This window comes from Streptomyces spiroverticillatus (assembly GCA_014650415.1).
Lineage (GTDB): Bacteria > Actinomycetota > Actinomycetes > Streptomycetales > Streptomycetaceae > Streptomyces > Streptomyces spiroverticillatus.
In genome coordinates, this window is record BMUX01000001.1 from 180,292 (window position 1) to 199,096 (window position 18,805).

Sequence of the window (18,805 nt, forward strand, 5' to 3'; positions counted from 1 at the left end):
GGTCCCATTGTCCGGGCCCTCGAGACCCCCGCACAACCGGTGTCCCCCGGCCCCCTCTACCAATGAGTAGTTAGCCTCACGAAAATTTTCCTTAGTGTAGGGAATCTTTCCGGGGGGAGGCTCGTTGTACCCCTTGGAACGCAACGGCAACCCCGCTCACGCGTGCCCCTTACATTCACCCCCAGTTCTCCAGCAGGAGGATCAGACGAAGGGAGAAGCGCATGCGCTTCGAAATCATGCGCCTGGACGATGTGGACGGCACCGCCGTCGACAGCACCGTCGTGGACGCCGCCTCCGTCAACCGGATCGTGCAGCAGGCCGCCGCAATCGGCCAGCGCATCTACATCCGCCCGGCCGACTCCTCGGCCTCGTAACGCGTAAGACGACACAAGACGACGTAGTGGTTTGATGCGAGAAAGCGCCCCCGTGCATGACCTGCACGGGGGCGCTTTCCGTATCCGTAGGTACGGATCGGCGGGTACGGACCTCAGCCCGCCTTGATCACCTCGGTGACGCCGTTGATGATCTGCTGCACCGCCAGGGCGGACAGCATCATGCCCGCGAGCCGCGTCACCAGCACCACACCGCCCTCCTTGATCACACGGATGATCACCAGCGAGAAGCGCATCGCCAGCCACAGCACCACGTGCATCGCCACGATGGCCGTCCAGACGGAGATCTGACCGCTGACGGTGGGGTGGTTCTGCACGGCGAGGATCACCGAGACGATCGCGCCGGGCCCGGCGAGCAGCGGCATGCCCAGCGGTACGAGGGCGATGTTGACGTCCTTGGTCTGCGTCGGCTCCTCGTTCTTGCCGGTGAGCAGGGAGAGCGCGATGAGCAGCAGGAGCAGACCGCCCGCGATGCGCAGCGCCGGCACGCTGATGTGCAGATAGTCGAGGACCTGCTGGCCGACGAGGCCGAAGACGGTGATCACGCCGAACGCGACGGCCACCGCCTGCCAGGCCATCTTGCGCTGCACCTTGGCGGGGCGGCCGGAGGTCAGCCCGAGGAAGATCGGGGTGATGCCCGGGGGGTCCATGATCACGAAGAGGGTGACGAAGAGCGAGCCGAAGACGGCGAAGTCGAACACAGGAGAGCCTTGCAGGTCAGGGCTGTGCCAGGCGGGTGCGGGCGCACGCGGGCACAGCTCCGTGCGGAACATGAGGGGGGTGAGGTGTTTGTCGTACGACACCGGGGAGCCCGGTGTCGTGAGGCGCGCTCGGGGCGAACGGGTGCCCCGGAACGTCACGGCACGCGAGAGGTGCCGGAACGCAAGCGGCGCGGATCGCGCGCCGGCCGCGCCTTACGCGCGCGGGCGTCCGCCCGCGCCCGGCACCGGGAAGGCGCCGGTGGCACGGCGGGTGATCTCGCCGTAGACGTCGGGGTGGGTGGTGTAGTCCCCGAGCCGGACGGTCTTGCGGGAGCCGTGGTAGTCGCTGGAGCCGGTGACCAGGAGGTCGTGGTCGGCGGCGAACGCACGCAGGCGGGCCCGGTCGGACTCGTCGTGGTCCATGTGGTCGACCTCGATGCCGTCGAGACCGGCGGCGGCCAGCTCGGCGATCGCAGTCAGCGGCACCGTGTCGCCGCGCTTGGCGGCGCCGGGGTGCGCGAAGACGGTGACGCCGCCGGCCGCCTTGACCAGGCGGATGGCGGTGAAGGGGTCGAGCTCGTGCTTGTCGACGTACGCGCGGCCGTCGTTGGCCAGCCACTCGGAGGTGAAGGCGGCCGAGACGTCCTCGACGACACCCAGCTCGACGAGGGCTTCCGCGATGTGCGGGCGGCCCAGCGAGGCGTCACCGGCGATCCGGGCGACCTGCTCCCAGGTGATCGGCACGCCGAGGTCCTGGAGCTTGGCGACCATGCCCTGCGCGCGCGGCACCCGGTCGTCCCGGACCAGCTCGCGCTCGCGGGCGAACTCGGGCTCCTCGGGGTCGAAGAGGTAGGCCAGCATGTGCATGCCGGTGCCGTCGAGGCGGCAGGAGAGTTCGGCGCCGGTGACGAGGGTGAGGCCCTCGGGAAGCGCCGCAACGGCTTCGGCGTGGCCGCGTACCGAGTCGTGGTCCGTGAGGGCGACGACGTCGAGTCCGGCGGCCGCCGCGTTGCGGACGAGTTCGGCGGGGGTGTCCGTGCCGTCGGATGCCGTGGAGTGGGTGTGCAGGTCGATACGCACGCGCTTGGCTCCAGGGGGCAGGACGGACAGAGGGGACGTTCAAGGGTAACTGGGATTCGAACACCCCCAGGTCACTTCCCCAAAGCCCCCCAGGTCACTTCGGTCACCTCTGCAGCAAGAACCTCGGCGACAACGCCCCGCACGGCAGCAGCTCCACCTCTGCCCCCGCGTCCCGCAGATCGGTCAGCACCAGCTCGTCGTACATCAGGAGCCCCGACTGCTCCGGCCAGACGATCGCCCACAGCCACAGCCCCCGCGCCTCTCCCGCGAACACCGCGCGGTCCGTCGGCGTACCGGAGACGTGCCAGAGCGGGGTGGGGCGGCCGGCCGCGAGGAGCTTGGTCTGCGGGGGCTTCTCCATGGAGATGTGCGCGCCGGGGTCGGGGCCGTCGATGCCCGCGAACCTCGCGCCGAGCCCGACCCCCAACTCCTCGGCCACCAGCAGGAGTTCACCGAATCCGCCGAGCGGCCCCGGCCCCGAGCAGGCCATCGCCGTGGCCCGTCCGCCGCTGCGGTCGTCGCCCGCGTACGCGATGCCGCTGAACAGCCAGCCGACCGGCAGCGGCCACGGCATCCACACGGGCACTTGTGCACGGTTCACCGCGACCGAGAGCGCTTCGACGCTGGGCGGCAGCACCGGCTGGAGCGGATGCACCGCCCCGTGGTCGCCGCACTGCCAGGTGTCGGCGAAGAGACCGGGCGCCCTGACCCGGCCTCCGCACTTCGGGCAACTGGGTTCGCCCCTCATAGCGCCCAACAGTCCTCCCCGCTCGACGCCGCGTCAAGGACGATCACCCGTCCGGCGCGCGCCGTTTCCGACGCTGCGGGAACTCTCCCCCGCCCTCCCACCGGCCAAAACTAGATGTAACTTGCATTCATTAGCCGCTCTAACTTATTGTTTGTATATCGCAACGATCTAGCGGAGAGCGAGAAGAAGCCATGCAGCACGGTGAGGGCAAGGGAGAAGATCCCTTCGACGAGGGCGCGGGCAGCATCCTCAAGCAGCCGAAGGCGGTGTGGGCGACAGCCGGAGCGTCCGTCGTCGCCTTCATGGGCATCGGGCTCGTGGACCCGATCCTGCCGTCCATAGCCAAGGGGCTCAGCGCCTCCCCCAGCCAGGTCTCGCTGCTCTTCACCTCGTACTTCCTGATCACCGCCGTCGCGATGCTGGTCACCGGCTTCGTCTCCAGCCGGATCGGCGGCCGCAAGACCCTGCTCGCCGGACTCGCGCTGGTCATCGTCTTCGCCGCGCTCTCCGGCACCTCGGGCTCGGTCGGCGAGCTGGTCGGCTTCCGGGCCGGCTGGGGCCTGGGCAACGCGCTCTTCGTCTCGACGTCGCTCGCCGTGATCGTCGGTGCCGCCGCCGGCGGCAGCGCGGCCGCCATCCTGCTGTACGAGTCGGCGCTCGGCCTCGGCATGGCCTGCGGCCCGCTGCTCGGCGCGGCCCTCGGCAACGCGAGCTGGCGCTACCCGTTCTTCGGCACCGCAGCCCTGATGGCCATCGGCTTCCTCTGCATCATCGCGTTCCTGAAGGAACAGCCGAAGCCCGCCCGCAAGACGTCCTTGCTGGACCCGATCAAGGCCCTCGGCCACGGCGGACTGGCCTCGGTCGCCGCCTCCGCGTTCTTCTACAACTACGCGTTCTTCACCATCCTGGCCTTCACCCCGTTCGTCCTGAACATGACGCCGTACAAGTCGGGCGCGGTCTTCTTCGCCTGGGGCCTGCTGCTCGCGGTCTTCTCGGTGCTGGTCGCCCCCCGCATGCAGAAGCGGTTCGGCTCGCTGAAGGTGCTGGGCGCCTCGCTGGTCCTGCTCGCCGTCGACCTGCTGGTCCTGGGCTTCGGCAACCACACCACCGCCATCGTCGGCACGATCGTCTCCGGTGCCTTCATCGGCGTGAACAACACCGTCTACACGGAGCTGGCGCTCGGCGTCTCAAACGCCCCCCGGCCGGTGGCCAGCGCCGGCTACAACTTCGTCCGCTGGTTCGCCGCCGCCGCTGCCCCCTTCCTCGCCCCGAAGATCGAGGAGTGGAGCAACATCCACATCCCGTTCGTCGTCGCCGCGATCACGGCGGTGCTCGGCGCGGGCGTCGTCCTGATCCGCCGCAAGGCCCTCACCCACGAGGCCGAGGAACTCCAGCCGGTGCACGCCACCGAGGACAGCGTCACCGTCTTCGCCAACTGACCGAGCAAGGCCCCCCTGAACCGCCCCGCCCCACGGCAGCCCCCTCCCGGCCGTGCGGCGGGGCTTCCACGTGTCCGCTGCCGTACGCCGCCGGGCGCGGCCGGTGTTTCCCTCCGGCGTTGCCCGTTTCCCGTTCCGGGAGGCGACAGCGGGGGTCTGGCCCGCGGTGCCGGGCGCACCCCACCGTCGTAACGCACCACTCGTACGAAGGGGAAGCGCATGAAGAAGCTGTTCACCGCACTGGCCGCGACCGTCCTGGTCTCCAGCCTTGGAGGGCTCGGCGTCTCCACCGCCGATGCGGCCGCCGCACCGGCCGCACCCGCACAGGCCGTCGCCCGCGACTGCGGCTGGTACTACGGCACCGCACTCACCGTCCGCGGCCACACCGGCGACCGGGTCCGCGAGGTCCAGTGCCTGCTGCGCTCCTGGGGCTTCGAGGTCGGCCCGCAGGGCGTCGACGGTGTCTTCGGGGCGAACACCGAGGGCGCGGTGCGCGCGTTCCAGCACTGGTACGGCGGACTCGCCGTCGACGGCAAGGTGGGCGCGAACACCTGGGCGGCGCTGCGGAGTTAGCAGGGATCGTACGCAGCGGGGCCCGACCGGGCAGGACCACCCGGCCGGGCCCCTTCGCGCGGCGCGCCCCGCCCCGTACCGGAGTCGAACCCAACAGCGAATTCAGGCCATTCGCGGGGGCCGGGACTCAGTCCAGCGGGACGCCCGCGCGCAGCGGGTCGCGGAGGTCGGTGCCCTGGGAGAGCCAGCGCTCCTGGAGCTCCTGGGCGCCCTTCACGCGCTTCCACGCGGCCTCGTTCTGCGTCATGGGCAGCAGCGGCAGGAAGCGGACCGGGTCCATCGGATCGTCCAGCTCCAGGTCCTCCACCAGACCGCCGCTCTCCGCCACGAGTACGGAGCTGAAGGGCGCCCCGGGCCACAGCGGCTCCCCCACGTCGAGAGAGGCACCCGGCGCCACGATCAGGCCCTCCACCTGCGGGGACGCCGCCAGGACGGCAAGCGGGCGGAGCACCTTGTCGGTGTCGGCGAGCCCGGCCCGTACGGAGAGGACCAGCTCGGCGCGCGGGCCCTTGACGGGGTCGGCGAGGGCGGCGGTCGGGTCGGTCATCGGGGCGGCGGACATGCCGAGGGTGGCGTAGCGGACGAGGTCGCCGTCCGGGAAGCGCAGCACCTCGATCCGGTCCGTGCCGAGGAACGTGACGGCCGCGCGCGCGTCCGGTTCGCCCAAGGTCGTCCGCAGTCGGGCTTCTACCAGCGCAAGAACATCTCCCATGGTCCGCGAGCATAGGCCGCGTATGGAACGGGCAAAGGCGCACCGCGGCGGGGCTTGACACCGGGGACGGCTGGTAACCTGGGCCGCTGAATCGGGGCAGCACGCAGAAGCGTTGCTTTCCAGCCCCGAGGACAGTCGTCCCTCACGGGGGACCGGCCGGAGGAGGTGGGACTGCGGTGGACCGAAGTCGACCCGGTAGTACCAACCGCTCTTCCGTACCTCCTCTGACGCACGTCTGACAGACGTCCGACGCACGCGGTCCGAGGCTTCGTACCCGGCTCTTCGAGCACGGAAACACCTGTGTTCCCACGGGATTCACTCAGGTTTCGCGTCCGACGGGCACGACGGAAGAGCACTTCACCCTCACCTGTTTTGCCTGATCCGTGTCTGAGCGAACGCCGTCACCGCGACCTCGCGGTGCCGCCCGCTTTGCCGACGTGCACGCACCTGCCACAGCGCCGTGGCGCCGCACGTCTCCATTCCGGGCAGTGCCACGCACCCGCCGACGGCTTCTCCGTGAAGGAGCCCGCCATGTCGATGATCCGTGACCTGCGCGCAGTGGTACGCCCGTCCTTGCGCAAGAGCCCCACCGTCTACACCAACTACGACGCCACCCGCGACCACTCCGCGAGCAGTGCCGTCGTCGACTGCGCCGTCTACCGCGACGGCCGCCGCCTGAAGGAGTGCGCCACCCCGCACGAGGCGATGATCCGCGTCCGGGAGTCCGGCGGCTTCGCCTGGATCGGCCTGCACGAGCCGACCGAGGCGGAGTTCGCGGGCATCGCGGCCGAGTTCGGGCTGCACCCGCTGGCCGTGGAGGACGCGGTGCACGCGCACCAGCGGCCGAAGCTGGAGCGGTACGACGACACCCTCTTCACCGTCTTCAAGACCATCCACTACGTCGAGCACACCGAACTGACCGCCACCAGCCAGGTCGTGGAGACCGGCGAGGTGATGTGCTTCACCGGCCGGGACTTCGTGATCACCGTCCGGCACGGCGGCAAGGGCTCGCTGCGGGCGCTGCGCCACCGCCTCCAGGACGACCCGGAGCTGCTCGCCAAGGGCCCCTCGGCCGTCCTGCACTCCATCGCGGACCACGTGGTCGACGGGTACATCGCGGTCGCCTCGGCCGTCCAGGACGACATCGACGAGGTGGAGATCGACGTGTTCTCCGCCCCGGCGAAGGGCAGCTCGCGGGGTGCGGACGCGGGCCGGATCTACCAGCTGAAGCGCGAGGTGCTGGAGTTCAAGCGGGCCGTGGCTCCGCTGCTGCGGCCCATGCAGCAGCTCAGCGAGCGGCCGATGCGGCTGGTCGACCCCGACATCCAGAAGTACTTCCGCGACGTGGCCGACCACCTGGCCCGCGTCCACGAGCAGGTCGTCGGCTTCGACGAGCTCCTCAACTCCATCCTCCAGGCCAACCTCGCGCAGGCGACGGTCGCCCAGAACGAGGACATGCGCAAGATCACCTCCTGGGCGGCGATCGTCGCCGTGCCCACGATGATCTGCGGCGTCTACGGCATGAACTTCGACCACATGCCGGAGCTGCACTGGAAGTACGGGTACGCGATGGTGCTGGGCGGCATCGCCGTGGTGTGCCTGGGCATCCACCGGGCGCTCAAGCGCAACGGCTGGCTGTAGGCGGCGGGCGGCCGGGGGCCAACTAAGCTGCCCCTCATGTCGCCGTCGCAGACCCCGCTCCTCGACCAGGCCCTCGTCGAAGAGGCCACCAAGAAGTCCGGGCTCGTCTGGGTCCGGGGATCGGGCCCCGCACGGGCCCTGTGGCACGTCTGGCTCGACGGGGCCCTGCACCTCGTCGGCGACGGCCCGGGCGAGCAGCCCTTCCCGGGCCTCGACGACGGCTCCGTCGCCCACGTGACCGTACGCAGCAAGGACAAGGGCGGCCGGCTCGTCGCCTGGACCGCCGTCGTCAAGGAGCTGACGGCCGGTACGCAGGAGTGGGACGCGGCCGTCGCGGAGCTGAAGGGCAAGCGGCTGAACGCCCCCGACGCCGAGCAGATGACCGAGCGCTGGGCCCGCGAGTGCCGCGTCCTGCGCCTCACCCCGCAGGGCGGGACCGAGCCGCTGCCGGACGGCGACCTGGCCGCCGTACCCCTGCCGTCCTCCGCGACGACCCGCAAGCCGATCCCGGCGGGGCTGCCGAAGCTGCTGCTGAAGAAGAAGCGGAAGGGCTAGCCGCCTGCCGGAGCGGAAGCGTCAGGTTGGCCGCCTGCCGGTGCGGAAGCGTCAGGTTGGCCGCCCGCCGGAGCGGAAGCGTCAGGTTGGCCGCCTGCCGGAGCGGAAGCGTCAGGTTGGCCGCCTGCCGGAGCGGAAGCCTCAGCCGCGCGCCTTCGGGAGCTGGCGGCCGTAGTCGACCGTCAGGTCCTTGGGGGGCGGGGTCAGGGGGAAGTCCTTGTCCCAGTCGGCGAGCTGGACCACGCCCGCGCCGCCCGCACGGGCCATGCGCAGGGGGTAGGGCTTCTTCTCCAGGGAGACGTCGAGGGCGCCGCCCTGGCCGTCCTCGCCGCCGACGACCTTGATGGTGCGCATGCCGGTGATCGTCTCGCGGTCGCCCTTGTTGAGGGTGCCGTTGAGACCGAGGAGGCCGTCGAGGAGGACCGACTTGTCGGTGAAGCCGCGGAACTGGTCGTACGCCGGGTCGCCCTTGGGCACCTTGACGTACTTGTCCTCCAGCTTGTCCGCCGCCTCCTCGTCCTCCTTCTTGAACTCCGCGCCCGGCTTGGTGGCGTCGTGCCGCCAGAAGTCGGCGCCCGCCTTCATGAACAGCTCGTCCTCGACGCGCAGCAGCTCGAAGGTGGAGTCCTTGGTGGTGACGGAGCCCGTGCCGCCGGTGTTCTTCAGCCGCATGTTGAGTTTGTACGTGCCACCACGGGTGACGAAGGTGCCGGTGAGCCGGACCGCGGTGGCCGCCTTCGCCGTCGCGCGGGCCTTGCCCTCGATCTCGGCGGCGCTCAGCTTGCCCACCCCGTTCGTCCCCTCGTCGGGGTCCTCGCCGCACCCCGCGAGACCCGCCGCGAGACCGGCGCACACCGCACCGGCGAGTACGGCCCTGCGTGCGCGGGCTGCCGGGGGGAATGCGGTCACGGTCGGCACTGCCTCTCCTCAAGGGGTCCGGTGGTCCGGTTTGGCAGAGGGCAGCGTACCCGGGTCGTCCCGGGCCGCAGGCAGGCAGCCGTACGGCTGCCCGGCGGAGCGTCGGTGATCGTCACGGGCTAGCCTGAAGCCGGTGTCCGGCGTATTTGCAGACAAATGCGCGCGTGAGTGAAAGAAGAGACGAGGAGGCGGTCGGCATGGCAGCAGGGGCGCCCCGCGTCTTCGTCTCGCACCTGGCCGGAGTGCCGGTCTTCGACCCCAACGGCGATCAGGTGGGCCGCGTGCGCGACCTGGTGGCCATGCTGCGGGTGGGCCGCAGGCCCCCGAGGCTGCTGGGGCTGGTGGTGGAGGTGGTGAGCCGCCGCAGGATCTTCCTGCCGATGACCCGGGTGACCGGCGTCGAGTCCGGCCAGGTCATCACCACCGGTGTCGTCAACATGCGGCGCTTCGAGCAGCGGCCCACCGAGCGCCTGGTGCTGGGCGAGCTCCTTGACCGCCGGGTGCGGCTGGTGGAGGGCGACGAGGAGGTCACCGTCCTCGACGTGGCTATCGCGCAGCTTCCGGCCCGCCGGGACTGGGAGATCGACAAGGTCTTCGTACGAAAAGGGAAGATCGGCGCGCTGCGGAGGAAGGGCGAGACGCTGACCGTCGAGTGGTCGGCGGTCACCGGCTTCTCGCTGGAGGAGCACGGGCAGGGCGCCGAGAACCTGATCGCCGCGTACGAGCAGCTCCGCCCCACCGACCTGGCCAACGCCCTGCACCACCTCACCCCCAAGCGCCGCGCCGAGGTCGCCTCCGCGCTCGACGACGACCGGCTGGCCGACGTACTCGAAGAGCTGCCCGAGGACGACTCGATCGAGATCCTCGGCAAGCTCAAGGAGGAGCGCGCCGCCGACGTCCTGGAGGCGATGGACCCGGACGACGCCGCCGACCTGCTCTCCGAGCTGCCCGAGGAGGACAAGGAGCGCCTGCTGACGCTCATGCAGCCGGACGACGCCGCCGATGTGCGCAGGCTCCTGTCGTACGAGGAGCGGACGGCCGGCGGTCTGATGACGACCGAGCCGATCGTGCTGCGGCCCGACGCGACGGTGGCCGACGCGCTGGCCCGCGTACGGCAGCAGGACCTCTCCCCCGCGCTGGCGGCGCAGGTGTACGTGTGCCGGCCGCCGGACGAGACGCCGACCGGCAAGTACCTGGGCACGGTGCACTTCCAGCGGCTGCTGCGGGAGCCGCCGGGGACGCTGGTGTCCTCGGTGGTGGAGTCCGACCTTCCGCCGCTGTCGCCGGACACCCCGCTGCCCGCCGTGACCAGCTATCTCGCCGCGTACAACATGGTGGCCGCGCCCGTCGTGGACGAGGGCGGGTCGCTGCTGGGCGCGGTGACGGTCGACGACGTACTGGACCACCTGCTGCCGGACGACTGGCGGGAGACCGAGTTCAACCCGGGGGGTGTCGTCGGTGGCCACTAAGCCGAACAGGCCGGGGGGTGAGTCCCGGGGTGGTGAGCCCAAGGAGCGCGCGCGGTCCCAGACCGGCGCGAGCGCGGTGACGCGCGCCTCCCGTGTGCGTCTGGATCAGCCGAAAGCGCCGCGTACCCGGCTGCTGCCCGAGTGGGATCCGGAGGCTTTCGGACGGTTTTCGGAGAGAATCGCGCGATTCCTCGGAACGGGTCGGTTCATCGTCTGGATGACCGCGGTGATCATCGTCTGGGTGCTGTGGAACGTCTTCGCGCCCAAGGAGCTGCGCTTCGACGAGTTCCCCTTCATCTTCCTGACGCTGGCGCTCTCCCTCCAGGCCTCGTACGCGGCCCCGCTGATCCTCCTCGCGCAGAACCGCCAGGACGACCGCGACCGGGTCACGCACGAGCAGGACCGCAAGCAGAACGAGCGTTCCATCGCCGACACCGAATACCTCACACGCGAGATCGCCGCGCTGCGGATGGGCCTTGGCGAGGTCGCGACCCGCGACTGGATCCGCTCCGAACTCCAGGACCTGGTCAAGGAGTTGGAGGAGCGGCGGACCGTATTCCCGCCGGAGCCGACGAACCGGAGTGACGAAGGCGACCGTTGACCGGGCTACCCGGTCTCCCACCGTGCCGCCGTAGTATCGAGTCATGGTTACGGAAGACGCGGTGCGCGAAGCACTGGCGACGGTGAACGACCCCGAGATCCACCGGCCCATCACTGAACTCGGCATGGTCAAATCGGTCGAGATCGGGGCGGACGGGACGGTCGCCGTCGCGGTCTATCTGACCGTCTCCGGCTGCCCGATGCGCGAGACCATCACCAGCAACGTCCGCGAGGCCGTCGAGCGGGTCGAGGGCGTCACCGCCGTCACCGTCGAGCTCGACGTGATGAGCGACGAGCAGCGCAAGGAGCTCGCGGGCGCGCTGCGCGGCGGCACCGCCGAGCGCGAAGTCCCCTTCGCCCAGCCCGGCTCGCTGACCCGGGTGTACGCGGTGGCCTCCGGCAAGGGCGGCGTCGGCAAGTCCTCGGTGACGGTCAACCTGGCGGCGGCGATGGCCGCCGACGGGCTCAAGGTCGGCGTCGTCGACGCGGACATCTACGGCCACAGCGTGCCCCGCATGCTGGGCGTGGACGGCCGCCCCACCCAGGTCGAGAACATGATCATGCCGCCGTCGGCGAACGGCGTGAAGGTCATCTCCATCGGCATGTTCACCCCGGGCAACGCCCCGGTCGTGTGGCGCGGCCCGATGCTGCACCGCGCGCTCCAGCAGTTCCTGGCGGACGTGTACTGGGGCGACCTGGACGTCCTGCTGCTGGACCTCCCGCCGGGCACCGGCGACATCGCGATCTCCGTCGCGCAGCTCGTCCCGAACGCCGAGATCCTGGTCGTCACCACCCCGCAGCAGGCCGCCGCCGAGGTCGCCGAGCGGGCCGGGTCCATCGCCGTGCAGACGCACCAGAAGATCGTCGGCGTCGTGGAGAACATGTCGGGCATGCCCTGCCCGCACTGCGACGAGATCGTGGACGTCTTCGGCACGGGCGGCGGCCAGAAGGTCGCCGAGGGCCTCACCAAGACCACCGGCGCCAACGTGCCGGTCCTCGGCTCCATCCCGATCGACGTACGCCTGCGCGAGGGCGGCGACGACGGCCGTCCGGTCGTGCTGAGCGACCCGGACTCCCCCGCCGGTTCCGCGCTGCGGGCCATCGCGGGCAAGCTGGGCGGCCGGGCGCGCGGGCTCTCCGGGATGTCGCTGGGGATCACGCCGCGCAACAAGTTCTAGTACGGGCTTGCTTCTCGTACGGGCTTGGTTCTCGTACGGGCTCGAGGGGACCCCGTCGGACGTACGCATTCCGTGCGACCGGCGGGGTTCTTTGCTGCCCGTCGGACGAATCCGCACGTCGGAAGAGTGCGTCCGTCCAACGATCCGCCCGACGTGCCCGCCTCGGCAAGGAGACCCTGCCGGGCAACCAGGCGCAGGCCGTGGACCGGGCGGAGAACACCGGTCTCGCGGCGAAGGCGGCACGTCAGTTCGCCACCGATGCGCGGCGGCCATGTGCACAGCGACAACACGCTCCAGCCGCACGCGGCGGCGTCGGTGGGCCCGTACTACCCGCGAGCTGGAGCAGACCGCCCGGGCCAACCGCGCGCCCGGCACCAGCGACGCGCAGCTCGCCAGGGAGATCGCCTTCGAGCGGCGGGGCATCTGCGCGGCCTGGCCGAAGGACGTGGCCTGCACGTAGTGCCGGTTGTGCATGTGTAAGGGGCTGCGTCCTGGACGCAGCCCCTTACGTGTTGCCTGCTCAGCCGTCGTACGTCGTGACGTCCTTCACGACCGAGAAGCCCAGCCCGTACGCGCTCATGCCGCGCCCGTACGCCCCGATGTGGACGCCCGACTGCGTGGACCCGGCGAGCACCCAGCCGTACTCGGACTCGCGGTAGTGGAACGGCGTCGGCACCCCGTCGACCGGCAGCGAGAGCGCCGACCAGTCGGGGCCCTCCAGGTCGTCGGCCAGCTCGAAGGAGACCTCGGTCTGCTGGTCCAGCCAGTTGTCCCGCATCGAGTGGTCGAGCTGCGCGGGCCAGGTCTGCGAGAGCAGCCCGGACCCGGCCAGCCAGGCGGCGGAGGACACCGAGGTGGCCTCCAGCGTGCCCGTGCCGTCGCCGCTGCGGCGCACCGGGGAGGCGACCACGGTCACCACGACCGCGAAGCGCTCCTTGTCGGGGCCCTCCTCGCCGGAGGTCTTTATGGTCGGCTCGTCGCCGTGGCCCATCGCGCCGTGCTGCACGGTGCCGTCGGCGGCCGTGCCGACCTGCATCAGCCAGCGGGGCCCGGTGAAGGCCTCGTCCAGCCCGTACCAGGGGAAGGGGGCGCGCAGATAGCCGTCGACCGTACGCCGGGCTGCCGGAACCCCTTCCGTGGTGGATCCACCGGGCGCACCGGAATTCTCCTGCGCCCCTGCCCGACTCGTCGTCTCCATCTGCCCGGCCGCCTCCTCGTTTCTCGACTCCGGTGCGGCCCGCCCCCCTCGGGCGTCCTGACACCGGACCAGATGGAGAATAGCCAACCCTCCCCAGCCCCCTTGGGCGACGGGGCCGCCCCCGGGGGCGGAACGGGCGGGCAGGGGGGCGGTACGCCCGATCCGGGCCCGCCCCGGCACCGCCCCCGGCCAGCAAAAAGGGGCCGAGCGCCGCAGCGCCGGCCCCAGGAGCCCCGTACCCCTCAGGTCGTGTCGGGGTCGAACACCGGGCGTTCCTCCTTGCGGAGGTTCGCCGGAGCCGGAGCCGGAGCCGTAGCCTGAGCCTGAGCCGTCTCCGGCTTCTTCGTCAGGTCCGCCTTGGGCGCCTCGGCCACCGGCTCGTCGGAAGGCGTCCGGGCCGTCGGCCGCGCCTTCCCGTTCACCACGTCCGTGACCTCCTGCAGCTCCCCGCGCAGGTCGAAGCTCTCCCGGATCTCCTTGAGACCGAGGTCGTCCCCGCCGTGCTCGGCCAGCTGCTTGCGCACGAAGTTCTTGGGGTTGAGGTCCTCGAACTCGAAGTCCTTGAACTCAGGACCCAGCTCGCTGCGGATGTCCTGCTTCGCGCTGTCCGAGAACTCCCGGATCTTGCGGATGGTCCGCGTGACGTCCTGGATCAGCTTCGGCAGCTTGTCCGGGCCGAAGATGAGCACGGCGAGGACCGCGAGCGTCAACAGCTCCAGTCCGCCTATGTCACTGAACACCTTGCAGCTCCTTGGATTCTCCGGGCGCGTTCCACGGTACCCGCCCCAGCTGTCCGGACGGTACCTTCAGGTGGCACCCATCTGTCGCCCACAGGGCCGTCCGACGTCGCCCGCCCCCGGCGCGGCGGAGCGCGCCGGGGCCGCCCGGGTCAGGAATCCCCGGCCGATCCGAGCACCAGGGTGACGTCCTGCGCCTTGCCGTCGCGCTCCAGCGTCAGGCCCATCCGTTCCCCCGGACGCCTTGACCGGATTTTGACGATCAGCTCCTCACCGCTGTGCACCCGCTGCCCGTCGATCTTGGTGATGATGTCGCCAGGCTTGATGCCCGCCTGCGCGCCGGGGCCGCCCGGGGTGACCGCCGGTGAGTCGTCGGCGCCCTTCGCGCCGACCTTGGCGCCGTCGCCGGTGAACTTCATGTCGAGGGAGACGCCGATCACCGGGTGGGTGGCCTTGCCGGTGCTTATCAATTCCTCGGCGACCCGCTTGGCCTGGTTGATCGGGATCGCGAAGCCGAGGCCGATGCTGCCCGCCTGGCCGCTGTCGAGGCCGCCGTTGTCGGGGCCGCGGATGGCGCTGTTGACGCCGATCACCCGGGCCTGGGAGTCGACCAGCGGGCCGCCGGAGTTGCCGGGGTTGATCGGGGCGTCGGTCTGGAGCGCGTCGACGTAACTCACATCGCTCCCGTCGCCCTTCTCGCCGCCGGCGGTGATCGGGCGCTGCTTGGCGCTGATGATGCCGGCGGTGACGGTGTTCTGGAGGTCGAAGGGCGCGCCGATGGCGACCACGGGGTCGCCGACGCGGACGTTGTCGGAGTTCCCGAGCGGCAGCGGCTTCATCCCGGAGACGCCGGTGACCTTCACGACGGCGAGGTCGTAACCACTGTCCTTGCCGACGAGCTTGGCGCGGGCACTCTCGCCGCTGCTGAAGGTGAGGGAGATGACGCCGGTCTTGCCGGCCGGTTCCACGACGTGGTTGTTGGTGAGGATGTGGCCCTTGTTGTCGAGGACGAAGCCGGTGCCGGTGCCCTTGCCGCTGCTGCCGCTGACGTGGAAGGTGACCACACTCGGCAGGGCGCTGGCGGCGATGCCCGCGACGGTGTCGGGAGCACGGTCGGTGGACCCCTTGCCGGTCTGCGGCAGCCGTACGGAACTGCCGCCGAAGCCGTCGTTGCGCTCGATGTACGCCCCCACCCCGCCGCCGATGCCGCCCGCGACCAGCGCGAGCACCAGCGCCCCGACGAACAGCCCACCGCGCCGCCGCTTCCTGGGCGGCTCCCCGGCGTACGTCAACGCCTGCGCCGGCGCCGCACTCCACGGGTCGTACTGGAGCCACTGCGACGCCGGGTAGGCGTGCGGGGCGTGCGGGTGCTCGGACTGCGGGGGCTGCTGGTGCGCGGCGGCATGCTGCGGGTCGTTCGATGCCTGCGGGTACGCCGGGACGGCGGGCTGCGGCGGAACGGAGGGGTGCGCGGGCGGCGTCACGGGGTGCGCGGACGGCGCATGCGGGCCGGGGGCGGAGGTGTGCGGGCTCGGCGCGGCCGGGGTCCGGGGCTGCTCCGGTGCCGGGCCGCCGCCGTACTGCGCAGGCGGTACGAGCGTGCCCTCGGCCGGGGTCGGCCGCTGCACCGGAGGCGCGGGCGCCCAGGGACCAGGCTCGCCGTAGGGCGGCGTGCCGTACGGATCGGGATCGTGCAGGGGCTTCGCCCGCCCCGCGCCGAAACCACCGACCGGCGCGCTCTCGGGGGCCTCGGCCGCACCCGTCGGGTCCGCCTCCTGCCGCGGCGGTATCGCGTCCCGGGGCTCGTCCGCCGGGGGTGCGGGCTCGCGGGAAGCGGTGGCCGGCTCCGGGTGCGCGGCCGCGTCCGGACCGGGAGCGTGCTCCGGCACGGGCGGCGCGGTGTCCGGCGCGGGCGGCGTCGGGTCCGTCGCGGGAGGCGTCGGGTCCGAGCCGGGCCGTGCCGCTTCCGGTGCGGGAGGCGCGGTGTCCGGTCGTACGTCAGGAGCCTGCTCCGGCACCGGAGGGACCGTGTCCCGATCCCCCGACCCCGCCGTGTCCGGGGTGGGCCTCCCCTGCGCGGGGCGGCTCCACCACTTCGCCCGTGGTCCGGCGGGCTTGCCCTCGTCCATGCTCTCCCCGCAACTGCCCTTGGCCCCCGCCGACCGCGGCGGGAACCGGTCTCCGCGCCCGTGGCGGGCACCCCTTCCCTGGATTCAACCAGGTTTGCGATTGCGTGCGCAGAGTGCGGGTCAGCGACTGCGGGAAACGGAGAGCTCGGGCGTGGCCGGTGCGGCCAGTTGACCGGGCGGCGCAGGCGTCGTCGTGGGGGCCGGGCCCCGGCCGAGCAGCGGCAGTGTGTACGAGGTGTCCGTGAGGGGGACGGAGACGGGGTACACCCGCAGCCCCCGGTCCCACCGGCCCTGACCGCGCAACAGCCCCTGCGGCGGCCCCTGCTGGGCGCCGAGCGGTCGCGTCGTCAGTCCCGCCCCGTACGGAACGGGGGGCGCGGCGGCGGTGCCAGCGCGGTTGCCCGAGGTGGCCGACAGGAGCGTCGCACTTCCCGAACCGACGCTGGTCGCCCCGCCCTGGCGGCGGCTGCTGTCCGTGCCGCCGGCCGGGGTCGCGGCCCGGGTGGGGACGAGGCCGCCCGCCCGCTCGCCCCTGGCGGTGGGGTTGTTGGGGGTCTCGGCGGGGAGTGCGCCGCCGAGCGCGATCGCGGCCAGCGACACCGCGCTCGCCGCGGCGAACGCGAACCGGCGCGGCCTGCGCCCGCCCGTCCGCTCGGTCTCGGTCCTGCCGACCTCGTGGATGCGGAATCCCCGGTCACGGGAGGCGCCGGGCAGGACGCCCGGGTGGCCGTCCTGAGGTTCGTAACCGATCCGGCTGCCGAAGCCCAGCGGACTCTCGGAGGCGTAGACCCCGAAGGCCGTGCCCTCGCCGAATCTTCTGCGGCCCGGCGGTCCGTCACCGCCCGGGCCCTCTTCGTCGTCCGAGCCGCCGGGCAGGCCCTGGAGCCGGGCCAGGAAGCCCGCGGAGGGGGCGGGGGGTGCGCTCTGCGCGAAGACGTCCTTCAGCCTGCGCTGCGCGTCGGCCTCGGCCTTGCACTTGGCGCAGGTCGCCAGATGGGCCAGGACCCGCTCGCGCGAGTCGTGCCCGAGTTCGCCGTCCACCAGGGCGGCGAGCCGGTCCCCGAGGTGCTGTTCCGCCGGGGTGGGCCGGGATCCGCTCACCCGAGACCCCCCTCTCCGGCCGGAGAGGGCACGAACGGCACACCCGCGCCCACGGCGGCCATCGCGCGCTGCTCGGCGCGGGCCTGCGGGGAACGGTGCTTGAGCGCCTTGCGCAGGTGGGAGCGGCCGCGGTGGATGCGGCTGCGGACCGTGCCGAGCTTGACGCCGAGGGTCGCGGCGATCTCCTCGTACGACAGTCCTTCGATGTCGCAGAGGACGACGGCGGCGCGGAACTCGGGCGCGAGGGTGTCCAGCGCCTGCTGCACGTCGGCGTCGAAGTGGGTGTCCTGGAAGGCCTGCTGGGGCGACGGGTCGCGGCTGGGCAGCCGCTCGGCCGCGTCGTCGCCGAGCGAGTCGAAGCGGATGCGCTGCTTGCGGCGCACCATGTCCAGGAAGAGGTTGGTCGTGATCCGGTGCAGCCAGCCCTCGAAGGTGCCGGGCGTGTACGTCGACAGCGAGCGGAAGACCCGGACGAAGACTTCCTGGGTCAGGTCCTCCGCGTCGTGCTGATTGCCCGTCAGGCGGTAGGCCAGGCGGTAGACGCGGGTGCTGTGCGTGCTGACGATCTCCTCCCAGGTGGGAGGCGTCCACGTCTCCTCCGCGTCCGAGAAGTCGGCGAAGGTCGCCGTGGTGGCCACGGGGGTGGAGGTCGAACGGTCAGCGGTGTCGGTCACGGATTTCGGCTCGCCCGCAGACCTGAAGAAGCGTGAGAACACTCCTCCCCGATCACCGGCCGCAGCCGCACCTCCCCTGTCGGCTCTGGTGGTGTCCAGTGGAGCCCCTACCATAACCACCTCGCCCGTTAGCTCCGGATAAGAGTCTTTGCGTGAATTTTGGGACCCTTGCCGGTCCCGCTCTCCGTGATCCATCTGTGCCCCCTGCCCTCTCCTAACGACCGGTCCCATCTGCGAGTTCCCGACTCCAGCGGATACAGTCACCGTTGCGCCAACTACGGGGACAGGAGAGGGTCATTACCGCCAACCGGCAGACGAGCTGGGCGTTCGCCGACGCCTACGTCGCCGAGGACGACACTCTGCGCTGGGCCCGGGACCGGGCCCGGGACGCGGGCGTCCCCTCGGTGTCCCCGGGCACCGGCGCCGCGCTGCGGCTGCTGGCCGGGACCGCGGACGCCAAGGCCGTCGCCGAGATCGGTACGGGCACGGGCGTGTCCGGCATCTATCTGCTGCACGGGATGCGCCCCGACGGCGTGCTGACCACCGTCGACCTGGAGCCCGAGCGGCAGGGCTTCGCCAAGCAGGCGTTCCGCTCGGCGGGCTTCGCCGGGAACCGGGCGCGCTTCATTCCGGGCCGCGCCCTGGACGTACTGCCGCGTCTGGCGGACGGCGGGTACGACCTCGTCTTCTGCGACGGCGACCGACTGGAGTCGCTGGACTATCTCGCTGAATCGTTGCGGCTGCTGCGACCTGGCGGTCTGGTGTGCTTCGAGGGCGTCTTCGCGGACGGCCGCACGGTGGACTCCGCCGCCCAGCCCGCCGAGGTGCTGCGCCTGCGGGAGCTGCTGCGCACGGTGCGCGAGTCGACGGAGCTGGTGTCCTCGCTGCTGCCGGTGGGCGACGGGCTGCTGTGCGCGGTGCGCAGGGGCTGAGGCCCGTCCTGAGGCCCGTCCTGCCCGT

At 71.5% G+C, this 18,805-nt stretch carries 20 protein-coding genes; 10 read left to right on the forward strand and 10 right to left on the reverse strand.

Annotated elements, in window-relative coordinates:
* The first annotated feature begins 221 nt into the window (after positions 1–221).
* A complete protein-coding gene (locus IE269_RS00840) occupies positions 222–374 on the forward strand; it encodes a hypothetical protein (protein WP_093692475.1) in 153 nt (50 codons plus the stop codon).
* Between the two features lie 113 nt (positions 375–487).
* Here IE269_RS00840 and IE269_RS00845 read toward each other — a convergent pair whose 3' ends face one another.
* The 3 genes from IE269_RS00845 to IE269_RS00855 form a co-directional block, all read right to left on the reverse strand.
* Complete coding sequence (locus IE269_RS00845) at positions 488–1,093, reverse strand: MarC family protein (RefSeq protein ID WP_189820707.1); 606 nt, start codon at positions 1,091–1,093, stop codon at positions 488–490.
* 213 nt (positions 1,094–1,306) lie between these two features.
* Positions 1,307–2,173, reverse strand: coding sequence for a PHP domain-containing protein (locus tag IE269_RS00850; protein ID WP_189820708.1), 867 nt, complete (start codon positions 2,171–2,173; stop codon positions 1,307–1,309).
* A gap of 103 nt (positions 2,174–2,276) precedes the next feature.
* Positions 2,277–2,921, reverse strand: a complete 645-nt coding sequence (locus tag IE269_RS00855; protein ID WP_189820709.1) for a DUF6758 family protein — start codon at positions 2,919–2,921, stop codon at positions 2,277–2,279.
* Between the two features lie 191 nt (positions 2,922–3,112).
* On the opposite strand from IE269_RS00855, the gene IE269_RS00860 reads away from it, so the two are divergent.
* Both IE269_RS00860 and IE269_RS00865 read left to right on the forward strand, forming a co-directional pair.
* Complete coding sequence (locus IE269_RS00860) at positions 3,113–4,360, forward strand: MFS transporter (protein ID WP_189820710.1); 1,248 nt, start codon at positions 3,113–3,115, stop codon at positions 4,358–4,360.
* A 219-nt stretch (positions 4,361–4,579) separates the two neighbouring features.
* A complete protein-coding gene (locus IE269_RS00865) occupies positions 4,580–4,933 on the forward strand; it encodes a peptidoglycan-binding domain-containing protein (protein ID WP_189820711.1) in 354 nt (117 codons plus the stop codon).
* A gap of 127 nt (positions 4,934–5,060) precedes the next feature.
* On the opposite strand, the gene IE269_RS00870 is transcribed toward IE269_RS00865, so the two are convergent.
* Entirely contained in the window at positions 5,061–5,645 is a 585-nt protein-coding gene (locus tag IE269_RS00870) for a suppressor of fused domain protein (RefSeq protein WP_189820712.1), read from the reverse strand.
* Positions 5,646–6,176: 531 nt separating this feature from the next.
* Between IE269_RS00870 and IE269_RS00875 the strand changes: the two genes are divergently transcribed.
* Complete coding sequence (locus IE269_RS00875) at positions 6,177–7,286, forward strand: magnesium and cobalt transport protein CorA (RefSeq protein ID WP_189820713.1); 1,110 nt, start codon at positions 6,177–6,179, stop codon at positions 7,284–7,286.
* 36 nt (positions 7,287–7,322) lie between these two features.
* Entirely contained in the window at positions 7,323–7,841 is a 519-nt protein-coding gene (locus tag IE269_RS00880; protein ID WP_189820714.1) for a hypothetical protein, read from the forward strand.
* A 141-nt stretch (positions 7,842–7,982) separates the two neighbouring features.
* Here the strand turns inward: IE269_RS00880 and IE269_RS00885 are convergent, their stop codons facing one another.
* Complete coding sequence (locus IE269_RS00885; RefSeq protein ID WP_189820715.1) at positions 7,983–8,750, reverse strand: hypothetical protein; 768 nt, start codon at positions 8,748–8,750, stop codon at positions 7,983–7,985.
* 206 nt (positions 8,751–8,956) lie between these two features.
* On the opposite strand from IE269_RS00885, the gene IE269_RS00890 reads away from it, so the two are divergent.
* The 4 genes from IE269_RS00890 to IE269_RS00905 all read left to right on the forward strand — a co-directional run bounded on the left by IE269_RS00890 (position 8,957) and on the right by IE269_RS00905 (position 12,466).
* Positions 8,957–10,228: a magnesium transporter MgtE N-terminal domain-containing protein gene (locus tag IE269_RS00890; RefSeq protein ID WP_189821324.1), complete on the forward strand. Its 1,272-nt coding sequence runs from the start codon at positions 8,957–8,959 to the stop codon at positions 10,226–10,228.
* Positions 10,229–10,304: 76 nt separating this feature from the next.
* Complete coding sequence (locus tag IE269_RS00895) at positions 10,305–10,829, forward strand: DUF1003 domain-containing protein (protein ID WP_438817523.1); 525 nt, start codon at positions 10,305–10,307, stop codon at positions 10,827–10,829.
* Positions 10,830–10,872: 43 nt separating this feature from the next.
* Positions 10,873–12,006: an Mrp/NBP35 family ATP-binding protein gene (locus tag IE269_RS00900; protein ID WP_189820717.1), complete on the forward strand. Its 1,134-nt coding sequence runs from the start codon at positions 10,873–10,875 to the stop codon at positions 12,004–12,006.
* 271 nt (positions 12,007–12,277) lie between these two features.
* Positions 12,278–12,466, forward strand: a complete 189-nt coding sequence (locus IE269_RS00905; protein WP_189820718.1) for a hypothetical protein — start codon at positions 12,278–12,280, stop codon at positions 12,464–12,466.
* Between the two features lie 60 nt (positions 12,467–12,526).
* Here IE269_RS00905 and IE269_RS00910 read toward each other — a convergent pair whose 3' ends face one another.
* From IE269_RS00910 to sigE, 5 genes are all read right to left on the reverse strand, one after another.
* Positions 12,527–13,204, reverse strand: a complete 678-nt coding sequence (locus tag IE269_RS00910; protein ID WP_189820719.1) for a hypothetical protein — start codon at positions 13,202–13,204, stop codon at positions 12,527–12,529.
* A 242-nt stretch (positions 13,205–13,446) separates the two neighbouring features.
* Positions 13,447–13,944, reverse strand: coding sequence for a sec-independent translocase (locus IE269_RS00915; RefSeq protein WP_189820720.1), 498 nt, complete (start codon positions 13,942–13,944; stop codon positions 13,447–13,449).
* 149 nt (positions 13,945–14,093) lie between these two features.
* On the reverse strand, positions 14,094–16,070 hold the full coding sequence (locus IE269_RS00920; protein WP_189820721.1) for a S1C family serine protease: 1,977 nt from the start codon (positions 16,068–16,070) through the stop codon (positions 14,094–14,096).
* A 120-nt stretch (positions 16,071–16,190) separates the two neighbouring features.
* On the reverse strand, positions 16,191–17,171 hold the full coding sequence (locus IE269_RS00925) for an anti-sigma factor family protein (protein ID WP_189820722.1): 981 nt from the start codon (positions 17,169–17,171) through the stop codon (positions 16,191–16,193).
* Positions 17,168–17,959, reverse strand: coding sequence for an RNA polymerase sigma factor SigE (gene sigE / locus IE269_RS00930; protein ID WP_189820723.1), 792 nt, complete (start codon positions 17,957–17,959; stop codon positions 17,168–17,170). The genes IE269_RS00925 and sigE overlap by 4 nt, the downstream gene beginning before the upstream one ends.
* Positions 17,960–18,111: 152 nt before the next feature.
* Here sigE and IE269_RS00935 point away from each other — a divergent pair, with 152 nt between their 5' ends.
* Complete coding sequence (locus tag IE269_RS00935) at positions 18,112–18,777, forward strand: O-methyltransferase (protein WP_189820724.1); 666 nt, start codon at positions 18,112–18,114, stop codon at positions 18,775–18,777.
* Positions 18,778–18,805 lie beyond the last annotated feature (28 nt).

Coding starts and splice junctions, on each gene's coding strand:
- IE269_RS00890 (WP_189821324.1), top strand. CDS start 8,957: ATGGCAGCAGGGGCGCCCCGCGTCTTCGTCTCGCACCTGGCCGGAGTG.
- IE269_RS00870 (WP_189820712.1), bottom strand. CDS start 5,645: ATGGGAGATGTTCTTGCGCTGGTAGAAGCCCGACTGCGGACGACCTTG.
- IE269_RS00880 (WP_189820714.1), top strand. CDS start 7,323: ATGTCGCCGTCGCAGACCCCGCTCCTCGACCAGGCCCTCGTCGAAGAG.
- IE269_RS00875 (WP_189820713.1), top strand. CDS start 6,177: ATGTCGATGATCCGTGACCTGCGCGCAGTGGTACGCCCGTCCTTGCGC.
- IE269_RS00920 (WP_189820721.1), bottom strand. CDS start 16,070: ATGGACGAGGGCAAGCCCGCCGGACCACGGGCGAAGTGGTGGAGCCGC.
- IE269_RS00905 (WP_189820718.1), top strand. CDS start 12,278: ATGTGCACAGCGACAACACGCTCCAGCCGCACGCGGCGGCGTCGGTGG.
- IE269_RS00855 (WP_189820709.1), bottom strand. CDS start 2,921: ATGAGGGGCGAACCCAGTTGCCCGAAGTGCGGAGGCCGGGTCAGGGCG.
- sigE (WP_189820723.1), bottom strand. CDS start 17,959: ATGGTAGGGGCTCCACTGGACACCACCAGAGCCGACAGGGGAGGTGCG.
- IE269_RS00865 (WP_189820711.1), top strand. CDS start 4,580: ATGAAGAAGCTGTTCACCGCACTGGCCGCGACCGTCCTGGTCTCCAGC.
- IE269_RS00840 (WP_093692475.1), top strand. CDS start 222: ATGCGCTTCGAAATCATGCGCCTGGACGATGTGGACGGCACCGCCGTC.
- IE269_RS00910 (WP_189820719.1), bottom strand. CDS start 13,204: ATGGAGACGACGAGTCGGGCAGGGGCGCAGGAGAATTCCGGTGCGCCC.
- IE269_RS00860 (WP_189820710.1), top strand. CDS start 3,113: ATGCAGCACGGTGAGGGCAAGGGAGAAGATCCCTTCGACGAGGGCGCG.
- IE269_RS00900 (WP_189820717.1), top strand. CDS start 10,873: ATGGTTACGGAAGACGCGGTGCGCGAAGCACTGGCGACGGTGAACGAC.